8 protein-coding genes are annotated in these 11,694 nt (G+C 37.4%); 4 read left to right on the top strand and 4 right to left on the bottom strand.

What is annotated here, in order from left to right; genetic code table 11:
- Positions 1-268: hypothetical protein (locus SGJ10_13200; GenBank protein MDZ4759079.1), on the bottom strand; the 268-nt coding region annotated here is incomplete at its 3' end.
- 114 nt (positions 269-382) lie between these two features.
- Positions 383-3,925, bottom strand: a complete 3,543-nt coding sequence (locus tag SGJ10_13195; GenBank protein ID MDZ4759078.1) for a PKD domain-containing protein — start codon at positions 3,923-3,925, stop codon at positions 383-385.
- A gap of 157 nt (positions 3,926-4,082) precedes the next feature.
- Between SGJ10_13195 and thiL the strand changes: the two genes are divergently transcribed.
- Together thiL and SGJ10_13185 are read left to right on the top strand one after the other, a co-directional pair.
- The gene (gene thiL / locus SGJ10_13190; protein ID MDZ4759077.1) at positions 4,083-5,120 is read left to right on the top strand and encodes a thiamine-phosphate kinase; all 1,038 of its coding nucleotides are present in this window, start codon (positions 4,083-4,085) and stop codon (positions 5,118-5,120) included.
- A gap of 367 nt (positions 5,121-5,487) precedes the next feature.
- Entirely contained in the window at positions 5,488-6,315 is an 828-nt protein-coding gene (locus SGJ10_13185; protein ID MDZ4759076.1) for a hypothetical protein, read from the top strand.
- Between the two features lie 141 nt (positions 6,316-6,456).
- Here SGJ10_13185 and SGJ10_13180 read toward each other — a convergent pair whose 3' ends face one another.
- Both SGJ10_13180 and clpX read right to left on the bottom strand, forming a co-directional pair.
- Positions 6,457-7,638, bottom strand: coding sequence for a T9SS type A sorting domain-containing protein (locus SGJ10_13180; protein MDZ4759075.1), 1,182 nt, complete (start codon positions 7,636-7,638; stop codon positions 6,457-6,459).
- Positions 7,639-7,704: 66 nt separating this feature from the next.
- Positions 7,705-8,964: an ATP-dependent Clp protease ATP-binding subunit ClpX gene (gene clpX, locus SGJ10_13175; protein MDZ4759074.1), complete on the bottom strand. Its 1,260-nt coding sequence runs from the start codon at positions 8,962-8,964 to the stop codon at positions 7,705-7,707.
- Between the two features lie 38 nt (positions 8,965-9,002).
- On the opposite strand from clpX, the gene pnuC reads away from it, so the two are divergent.
- Positions 9,003-9,575 carry a nicotinamide riboside transporter PnuC gene (gene pnuC / locus SGJ10_13170; protein ID MDZ4759073.1) on the top strand — a complete coding sequence of 191 codons (573 nt, stop codon included), beginning with the start codon at positions 9,003-9,005 and terminating at the stop codon, positions 9,573-9,575.
- A 242-nt stretch (positions 9,576-9,817) separates the two neighbouring features.
- On the top strand, positions 9,818-11,694 hold a 1,877-nt coding region (locus SGJ10_13165; protein MDZ4759072.1), incomplete at its 3' end, for a class I tRNA ligase family protein.

Here is an 11,694-nt window from a genome sequence, read left to right as displayed (position 1 = left end):
TAATGGCTAATGCAAGCTCTAACTTTGTCTGGGGATTATGTCTTTCAAGGGGAACTCCTGCTTTTTTTAGCCTGCTTTTTGATTTTGTCCAGTCCTCGGGCAGTGCATGATTATTATATCCATTTACACAATCAAGCCAAATGCCTTTTTCAGTTGCATTTTGTTTTATATGTTTGAATATTTTTTGTCTTAATTCTATTGAATTTAAAAGTGGTTCAAAATTCTTAGTTGAGAATACAGCATGTATATAAATTCTTATCCAACTCATAATATATTTAAGATTAGAATTCAAAAGTATTACAACTTATTTTATGGCTATAAACAAGTTGTTTTAATTTTATTAACTTCAGTCAACTGGAGCAGACAGCAATAAATTGAGAATTTATCTTAGCAAAGTTATTGTTCCTTTATAATTTTTTTTAGTTTTTTTGCCTACTTTGTTTGTTTCTAATACGTAGAAATAAGTGCCGGCAGAATAAGGTATACCGCCGTCGTTATAACCGTGCCAACAGTCAGTGATATCGGTAGTTTGCCAAAGAAGTTCACCCCAACGGTTAAATATCCACATATGGAATTCATCGCAGGGAGGGAGTATTCCAGCTATATGATAACAATCGTTAATTCCATCAGCATTTGGTGTGAATGAATTGGGAATTAATATAGAATCTATCGTGCCAATTTTAATATTTATAGTTTTATACAATGTATCAGTGCAACTAAAACCAGGATTTACGATAATACCTACTTTATATGAGCCTGGTGCTTGAAATGAATGCGTGACAGGACTAATTTGTGAACTATCTATGACACCTGAATCGAAGAGCCAATAATATGTTAAGATACCCGTACTTTTGTTGGTGAATTTATATATCAGTTCACATAGCCCACTTTCATATTCAAAATCGGCTTTTACAATTCCTACTATATTAATAGTGTCTTGAACTTGTTGCATGACAGTACAATTTAGGGAATCGATTACGGTAAGTTTTATGATATAAGTTTTCTCAGTATTATATCGGTGAGAAGTATTATAATTTGTATCTGTGGTGCCATCGCCAAAATCCCAAAGATATGATTTGCCCGTGGTGCTTTGATTATTCATATTCACGTTCTGCCCCGCACAGCCTTGCTTGGGGCTTACGGTGAACTTTGCATGAGTTGTTGTATCCGCATTTATCCAGACAATTTTTTCAATACTATCTGCACATGGCGTACCTCTATTAATTACAAATTTCACTTTGTAAAATCCGGAATTTGTATATATATGAACAGGATTGTTTGTGGAATCTGTTTGTCCATCTCCAAAATCCCATTCGGTGCGGATACTATAAGTACTTTTGTTTTTGAAAGCTACTTTTTTCTCACAAGGTTTTTGTTGTGCATCAAAGTCTGCTTTGCCCGACTGGTATATCTCTACCGTTTGATAAGCAGTATCATTTACATTACAACTATTACTATCATTTACAACCAGCATTACTATATATTTTCCTGGAGTATTATATTTATGTGGTTGTGGATTTTTGGCAGTATCATAAGTGTTATCTCCATAACTCCAATAGAAATATTTACCTCCTGTACTTTTATTATTAATGTTAGGAACCAAGGGTGGACAAGCCTTTCGAGGGCCAATATCAAAGTCGGCAATAACAGCATTTGATATTTGAAAATCTATTTTGAAAGATGCATTGCTGCATCTGGGACTAGGATTTGTTTTAGAAAAACAACCTACTGTAGTTGGAAAATTACTTAGCTGTGATAGGTTTTGTACTTCGGGACAACTAGAACAAACTGATTGATAAACGACACCTTTGGGGTCGAAGCGACTTGTGCCTCCGTCTACGTGGTCGCCCGATTCGTTTGTTTGACCAGAAGACCCAAAATAGGTGGCATACGCTCGTGTAGCAAAATTTTTGGTGAGTACTATTAAATAAAAATCTTTTCCATCGGTTGTTTTTTGAATAGCATTTGCGGATACACTCAAATTGGCTGTTGAACCGGTGTGGTCACCATTTGCAGCAACCTCGCTGCCCCAACCAGAGAAATATATGTTCTCACAATTATCAACTAGAAAAGCACTTGGGTTTAAATCAGCAGTTTTAATTCCACTTCCAAAGCAAGTAGATAGTATAGTTTTTTGTAACGACGAATCAATCTTTATAATAAATTGCCCGCTGTTGGCTTCGTTAAAGACACCACTGCTAACGGCCCAAATACTATCAGTTTGCCCAGTTGCATAAACCATTCCTTTGCGGTCGGTTTCTATAAAATAGACTTGGTTATATTCACTATTTCCTATATAAGTACCATTTACAAATTTTAAACTATCATTGGTGAAGCAATATATGTATCCATCTGATCGGCCTCCTAAATATTTTGGATTAAGTGCATTGCTATCCGCGAGTAAACTATCACTTGAAGTTCCGCCGCCAACATATACTAAATTATTTCCAGTTACCTCTACACTATACCAATCATCATCTTTTTTACCACCATAGTAGGTTGACCAAACTAAATTGGAAAGCGTACTATCTAATTTTATTACTACGCCATCAAGTCCTCCGCCTAATTTTTTTTGTAAATTTAAACTTGAAACTGGGAAATTATTTGAGCGGGTACAACTGGCAATATATATATTATTGTCATTATCCAAATCTACTTCGCCGCGAAATTCATCAGCATAATTATATTTTAACGAACCACCAGAGTTGAAACCATCATCGCCACTGCCACCAATGTAGGTAGAGCCCACTAAAGCAGTTCCATCCTCTGTAAATTTGGTACATATAATATCGTAGGTTCCGTTGAAACTTGTATCATAACTATCTGCTTTTACGGGAAAATTTTTAGAAGTAGTTGTACCAAAAACTACCAATTGGTCATTGCCGTCAGCTATAATACTATGGGGGAATTCACTGTCTTTGCCTCCTAAATACGTAGCCCATAATAATGCAGAACCATCAGGTTTGTACTTGCTGAGACTTATATCACAGGGAAAAAATTCCCATCCATTTTGAACGCCACCGCCAAAACTTGTTTGAAAAGCACCCGCAGTTGCAGGGTATTTGCCATTGGCAACTGTGGTAGGCCACGACGCAATCCCTCCCGCAAATAAACTTCCTTTACTATCATAAGTTGCGGTAAAACCAAAATTATCTACAGTAGAACCTGAATAGGTACTAAATATTAATACTGGGTCAATCACCAAAGGATAATTTGTATTATAATCTCCTAACTGATAACTTATTATATTTTCTGTTAATTTGAATTTGCAAACAACCGAAACTTTATTATCCCCAATCATTTGCCAAGCAATAGGTGCAAGGTCTTGCAGTTTCCCCACACTGTTATAGATATGCAAATTTCCATTAATAAGTTCGAGTTTATCTGCTCCTTCAATTTGCATTTTTATTTGCGATGGCGAAATCCCTTTTTGTATATAATAAGTATATTTGAGTGAACCCGCCAAAGGTTCCATTTTTAAATCGATGCCATTATATAAATTATGAATATTAATTTCTCCAAATCCATATACTTTCGACTTCCATTTCGATTCATCATTGCCCAAAAAGAAATTATAATAATGTTCCGTTTTTTTAGCTGCTGATAATTGGAAATCATTAGCCCCAACATAGCTGATGAACATTTGGTTGCATGGCAATACCGTGGGGCGTTTAACTTGTTTGCCGTGTGGGTGTGCAATTATTTTCGACCATACGGTATCATTAAATTGCACATAACGAAGTTTGTTTTTTTCTATGATGATTGTTTGCGAATTAGCGTTCAATAAGTATTTGTAATAGATTTCCCATTGACCTTTGTTTTCGATAAAAGTTTGTGCAAAAGAATTTGAACTATTGTATAATAAAACTACCATACATCCAATAGAATATAGTAATAGTTTTTTATATGTATTATATAGCTTCATTTATAATAGCCTATTTTGCACTTTAATGATTCGCCGCGGCGAAGCCTCGTTTCTCGCAATGACATTGATAGGTACCTCGCAATGACTTTAGTAATTGACAAAAATAAGCAAAAAAAGTTGCCCCATACTACCAAATTTCCAACTGTATCTTTGCAGCATGTTTGAAAACGCATCCCGCACAGAAGTATCGCTGCTAGGCGAGTTTGGCTTAATAGACCATTTGTCTCAAAATTTCACAAGTAAGCAAGCATCCACGTTAAAAGGCATTGGCGACGATGCCGCTGTACTTGAAAAAGATGCTGAAAATGTAACTTTGGTGAGCACTGATTTATTGATAGAAGGTGTGCATTTCGATTTGCATTATATGCCCCTAAAACATTTGGGATATAAAGCTGTGACCGTGAATTTGAGCGATATATATGCCATGAATGGGATACCCGAGCAGATAACAGTGTCACTTGCTTTTTCCAATCGATTTTCACTTGAAGCCATCGAAGAATTATATTCAGGGATTAAACATGCCTGCGATTTTTATGGTATTGATTTGGTGGGTGGCGATACCAGCAGCAGTCATAGCGGTTTGATGCTGAGCGTTACAGCAATAGGTACGTGCAGAAAAGATGCGGTAGTGTATAGAAGTGGAGCCCAAGAGCATGACCTCATATGTGTAACTGGCGACCTCGGGGCAGCGTATCTCGGATTACAATTATTGGAACGCGAGAAAAAAATATTTCTTGAAAACCCAGGAGCACAGCCCGATTTGGAAGGTTTTGATTATATATTGGAACGGCAGTTAAAGCCCGAGGCACGCAGAGACATGATACAGTTTTTGCACGATAAAAAACTCAAGCCAACAGCCATGATGGACATCTCTGACGGGCTAAGCAGTGAGTTGCACCATATAGCTAAACAATCGAATGTGGGGATTACGATTTATGAAGATAAACTTCCAATTGATGCGATTGTATATAATAATGCACAAGAACTCGGACTCGAATCGACCACCTGTGCACTTAATGGGGGAGAGGATTATGAGTTATTGTTCACGGTTCCCCAAAGCATGTTTGAGCAGATAAAAGGTGTTGAAGGAATTAGTATTATAGGCCATTGCAATATGGCAGGCACTGGTATTCATCTCATAAGTAAAGCGGGAACGCAGTATCCTTTGCCAGCTCAGGGTTGGACGAATATGTAGGTGAGCCGTAGATAGTAGATAGCCCGCTGCAGCGGGCAGTTGATAGTAGCAGTAGAGAGTGGGCAGTTGGCAGTTAACCCGCTGCTGCTGCGGGGCTATCGGGAGGGGTTAATGGTTAATGGTAGGTGATTCCGATGCTTCGGAACACACAACCACGAGCAGAGTTCCCCCTCTTAAACCTGTCCACAAAAGCAAACACATTTTTGAAATTTATGTCAAGAGTTTAAAACTTCAAGGTTTGTAGCCCCGTGTGCTATCTTAGCTTTGAACCCGCCTCAAATGGCTTTTGTTGAATAGTAAAATAAAACATATCATATTGCTGTCGGCCTTTGTTTGTTGGGCATCCGTGTTGTTTTCGCAACAGTATGTGCCTATTCAAACGGCTATTGATAATGATTGGATTACGCTGAAACTGGAAGGAGCTTTTGATAAAAAAGTCTTTGCAGAAGTGATCGATCAAAACGGGGTTCACTATGGGAAATGTATTGTGGGTGAAATAAAAAACAAACTGGACTCGGAAATAAATATACAAATTGATAATGGGTTGGAGTTAATTAGCACCGATACCGCTGTTCAAAATACGGTGATTACTAAACGTGTACAACTTCAGATAGCGGGTAAGAAAAAAATTAGATTCAAGATGTATGCGATGGGTATTGAGATGAAAAGGCAAGTCCCTCTGAAAGGAATACCTTTTTTGTTAGGTTCAATTAGCAGTGTTAGAGTAGTGAAAGTAGTGAATCGCATCGAGCATGATGATATGCAAAATATTGCTGGACAATTTGCACTGTGGGCGGTTAATTTTGGTATAGATAGAGTAGCTTTTCTTAAATATACCGCTGACGAAAAATTGCTGAACAAAGTAATACAATTGCTCGACAGTAGTGGTGTGAAAACTATTTTGAACCGAAGGAGTTCCGCAAGTTTAACAAACCTCATGTCGCAAAATAACAATAAAAATTCTGGAGAGTATGCTGTAGAAATACCTGTTTCCGCCAGTGACAAAAAACCTCCTGCGGGCTTGTCATATTGGTTTAATAGTGCCAATATAGGATATGGCTTCTTAATATTTCTAGCCTTGATGTTTGTTATATATTATATATTATTGATAACAGGCGTAATGACCAAATTTAAAAACTATATGTACCCACAAAATATGGATGATGATATAGATGGGTTGGGCGATTTGGCGTAAGGGAAATGATTCAGTTTTCTTATTTGCTTCAGGCAATCATTAAAGGTTCTGCTCAGCCTTGCAAATTTTATATTTTTTGCTATTATATATTCTTCGCCACGGCAAAGTCCCTGAGTGGTTTCAGAATCTATTGTGATTGTATTAGTCCACAGTCAAACGTTGTGTTTGTTGACCATTATTAGTTTGTAGTTTTACTAAATATATACCTTTTGCAAAATTGGTTAAATCGATATTGATATTATTTTTAGCATTTGCAGCATTAATATTTTGAGTCATCACTACTTTGCCATTGATATCTATTATATATAATTGAACTGTTTGTTTTGTTGTAGAAGCAAATTCCAAAGTTATAGTATTGTTAGCAGGGTTAGGGAATATCCCCAATGATTGTATTCCGCTCAAATCACTAATACTTGTATTTTTAAAATCAAGAGGGTCGCTGAAAGAACTACAGCCATTTGAGTTGGTCACCTTTAATTTGTATTTGCCATTCACCGTAGGCGTATATGTTTGTGAAGTAGCATTTGCTACTAAAGTTGTATCACGGTACCATTGATAAGTTAACCCCGAAGCTGTTGTAGAAACAGCAGAAGCAGTTGCTGAAATTGTTGGTTTTGCGGGTAATACATACACTGTAACAGTAGTCGCAGAAGTTGTATCAAAACATCCTGTAGCTGCATCCCACACAATGGCTTTATATATACCGCTATCGGTGGCGTATAAAATGCTAAGTGTATCATTTACAATAGGGGTATTCATATTTAACCATTGAAATTTATTAGCACCTGATGCGGTCAATTTCACACTTCCTCCTTGGCAAAATGAAGTATTGCCTGTTACAGAAACTGCTGCTGATGTATTACATGATTTTACTGTAAAATTAACAGATGAATCGGTAACTATATATGTTTGTTGACCAAATGGCGTAGAGAAATAACCTTCCAAATCTACCTTTAACTTATAGGTGCCCGCGGTTCCTTTTGGAGCGGTTCCTTTTATCATAAAGCATCCTTGATAATAGGTCATACCCGTTTGATAAATATAAGAACAATTTTGAACATTGCAATTGAAAGTAAAATTAGTTCCAGGAAAGCCCACTACTTTTGATATGTGCAAACTGTCAATATGCACCGAGAAGCTTTGTACTGTGGTATCAACAGGGAAAGTAAAATCTACTTCTTGACTGAACTGCACTTGCTCATAGGCATCGGGCAACTGAGGAGGGTATACACCTGTTCCGGTATAAGTTTTAGAACATTGAGAAAATGCAAAAGCATTGGCCAAAAAGATGGCGAGAATTGATAAGGTGATTTTTTTTAACATAAGATTATATTTTTTTATTTGATTCGTGAATAATTTTATAAGGTTGCAAATATCAAGAATAAATTGTTAAGCAGCACTCTGTTTCATATTGAAAATTTCTAATTTTTGGCGGGCATATTCGGGGCCTAGCGTTACATGTTTTACCATATCGAGCGATGGCAAATCGAACATGTGGTCGGTCATTATTTTTTCGCAGATCGAACGTAGACCGCGGGCTCCAAGTTTATATTCGATAGCTTTCTCTACAATAAAATCAATGGTTTCTGGAGCGAACTCCAAAGTTTTACCACTGAGTTCGAACAAGGCTTTATATTGTTTTACCAAAGCGTTTTTCGGCTCGGTTAAAATACGTTTTAACGTTTCCGCATTCAATGGATCGAGGTGGGCGAGCACAGGCATACGACCAATGATTTCGGGGATCATTCCGTATTTACGCAAATCCTCGGGCGACAAATATTGCAAATAATCTTTGTCCTCGAAAACTTGTTTTTCATCGGCAGTTTTATAACCGATACTCTGTGTGTTTGCTCTATTTTTAATAATTTTATCGATGCCTTCAAAAGCACCGCCACACACAAATAATATATTCTCCGTATTCACTTGTACAAATTGTTGCTCGGGATGTTTGCGGCCACCTTGTGGTGGAACATTTATTACCGCACCTTCCAATATTTTGAGCAAGGCTTGCTGCACTCCTTCGCCACTTACATCACGGGTGATGCTGGGGTTATCGCTTTTGCGAGAAATTTTGTCAATCTCATCAATGAATACAATTCCACGTTCGGCTTGGGCCACATCATAATTTGCAGCTTGCAGCAATCGACTTATAATACTTTCTACATCTTCGCCCACATAACCAGCTTCAGTTAAAACTGTTGCATCAGCTATGCAAAATGGTACATTCAATATTTTGGCTAATGTTTTTGCGAGTAAAGTTTTGCCGCTTCCTGTTTCGCCCACCAAGAGGATATTTGATTTTTCAATCTCTACCTCAATATGTTTATGACCTTTGGCATTCATACGTTGGTAGTGATTATATACAGCCACACTCAACACTTTTTTAGCTTGGTCTTGACCAATTACATATTCATCCAAATGCTTTTTGATATCGTGCGGTTTGAGCAATTTTAACTCTTTGTGGGCATGTCCCTCTTTGTTTTTGCTTTTATTTTTTCCGTTGCCGTTTGCTTCTGCATATATCTCCGTAGCACTTTGTATACACGATTCGCAAATCAATGCTCCTTCAATGCCAGCAAGCATAAATAGAAAAGGAGTTGCGGGAACTCCGCAGAAGGAACAAAATTCTTCTTTGTTCTTTTTAGCCATGATTTTTAGTTGTTATTTGCTGCAAAAATCGGTATAGAATGGACAACTTGCTCACCTTTCTTGAAATATTTGGTGCAATCACAGGATTGGCGGGGGTTTGGCTTACTACACTGCAGCATGTGAGGTGTTGGCCTTTGCTTATTTTCAGCTCTATTGCTTATGGAATTGTTTTTTTGCACGACAGCAATGCACTTTATGCCGATGGAACTTTGCAGCTAATTTATATCGGCATGTTGGTATATGGCTGGAAGAATTGGACTGCCAAAAATAAAACACATTTAAATCCAAAATATAGTAGTGCCAAGGAGCTATCAATTATAATTATTATATATATTATTTTGTTCTTTGTACTTGCTCAATTTTTAAAAGATTATACGAAAGACCCTTTGCCCTATATGGATAGTTTTACTTTTGTGGGAAGTATTGCTGCACAGTATCTGCAGGCTCGCAAACGCATGGAAAACTGGGTAATTTGGTTTGCTGTGAATACCGTTTATATATATATGTATTATGATAGGGGATTGTATTATACAATGATTCTGTTTGCAATTTTTTGGGTGATGAGTATAATAGGGTGGAGGACTTGGCGAAAAGAAGTTAGTATGTCATAGTAGCAGTGCTCTTCTGCCTAAATGTGATATATATGAGTGTGTTTTTGTCTTGTAGACGAAGGAGACACCTACTGCTTATACAACCAACCACAAAGGACTAGCATTGTACCCGCCGTCAGCGGGCCTCGCCCACTTGGGATGACAAATTGAATTAACATTGTACTCCTACTTATATATGCCCTAAAAGCAAATTGCCAAAAGGCTTTTCAAGTATTAACTTTGCAGCATATTTTAAATAACAAATGAGCGAATATAATTTTAAGAAGATAGAAGAAGATTGGCAACAATACTGGAGAGAGAACAGTATGTATAAGGTTAATGAGGATACTACAAAACCTAAGTATTTTGTGCTTGATATGTTTCCATATCCCAGCGGTGCGGGTTTGCATGTGGGTCACCCCTTGGGTTATATAGCATCCGATATTTATGCACGATACAAAAGATTAAAAGGATTTAATGTATTGCACCCGATGGGTTATGATTCTTTTGGTTTGCCTGCCGAACAATATGCAATTCAAACCGGGCAACACCCAGCCATCACTACCGAAACAAATATTAATCGCTACAGAGAACAGTTAGATAAAATAGGTTTTTCCTTCGATTGGAGTAGAGAAGTTAGGACAAGTGATCCTAAGTTTTATAAATGGACGCAGTGGATATTTATACAATTATTTAATAGTTGGTATAATACCGAAACCGATAAATCAGAGCCCATAGAAACTTTAATTGCCAAGTTTGAAAAAGGCGAGATTCCTGCACCTCCTGATGGTTTTCCTAAGCAATCAACTGATACCTGGAATAATCTTGGTGAAAAAGTTCAGCAGGAAATTTTGATGCTATATAGAAATGCATACCTCAGCGAAACTTATGTAAACTGGTGTCCTTCATTGGGAACTGTATTGGCTAATGATGAAGTGAAAGATGGTGTGAGCGAGCGTGGTGGTCATCCCGTTGAACGCAAATTGATGATGCAATGGAGCATGCGAATCAGTGCGTATGCGGAAAGATTATTAAATGATTTGCAACAATTGGACTGGCCTGAACCTTTAAAAGATTCGCAGACAAATTGGATTGGAAAATCGAAGGGTAGTTCACTCAAATTTGAATTAGAAACAGCAATCGACGGTGAAGATGAAAAACATATAGAAGTTTTTACTACACGACCTGACACAGTTTTTGGCGTTAGCTTTTTAACTCTTGCCCCTGAACATGATTGGGCCGAGAAATTAGCAACTGATGAGCATAAAGATGCCGTAAAAGAATATATATATTATGCAAAAAATAGAAGTGAACGCGAACGCCAGGCAGAAGTAAAAAATATAACAGGACAATTTACAGGTTCCTATATTATACACCCATTTACAGGCAAACAAATTCCTATCTGGATTGGCGATTATGTATTGGCTGGATACGGCACTGGTGCGGTAATGGGTGTGCCCGCTCATGATAGTCGTGACCATGCATTTGCCACACATTTTGGTTTGGATATTATACAAGTAATTACGGCTCCCGAAGGTCATGATATTATAAAAGAATCGTATGATGCGAAATTAGGGAAATGTATAAACTCTGATTTTTTAAATGGCTTCGATGTAAAAGATTCTATTATAAAAGCAATAGAAGAAATTGAAAAACGCGGACTTGGAAAAGGCAAAATAAATTATCGTTTGCGTGATGCTATTTTCGGCAGACAACGTTATTGGGGCGAACCTATTCCTATATATTATAAAGACGGAATTCCTTATGTATTGGACGAAAAAGAATTGCCTTTAATACTACCTGAAGTAGATAAGTATTTGCCTACAGAAAGTGGTGAACCACCATTGGCAAGGGCTGCGGGGTGGCAGTACGAAACCACCACTATGCCAGGTTGGGCAGGCAGCAGTTGGTATATGTTCCGTTATATGGATCCGCATAATACTGGTGAATTTGCAAGCAAAGAATCTATGAAATATTGGCAACAAGTAGATTTATATATAGGTGGTAGCGAACATGCCACAGGCCATTTATTATATGTTCGTTTCTGGACAAAATTTTTATATGATATGGGTTTTGTGCCCGTAAACGAACCAGCCAAGAAGTTGATTAACCAAGGGATGATACAGGGATGGTCAAGTTT

It is taken from the genome of Bacteroidota bacterium (assembly GCA_034439655.1).
Taxonomy (GTDB): Bacteria; Bacteroidota; Bacteroidia; order UKL13-3; family UKL13-3; genus CANJUD01.
This window is presented reverse-complemented; position numbering and strand designations above follow the sequence as displayed.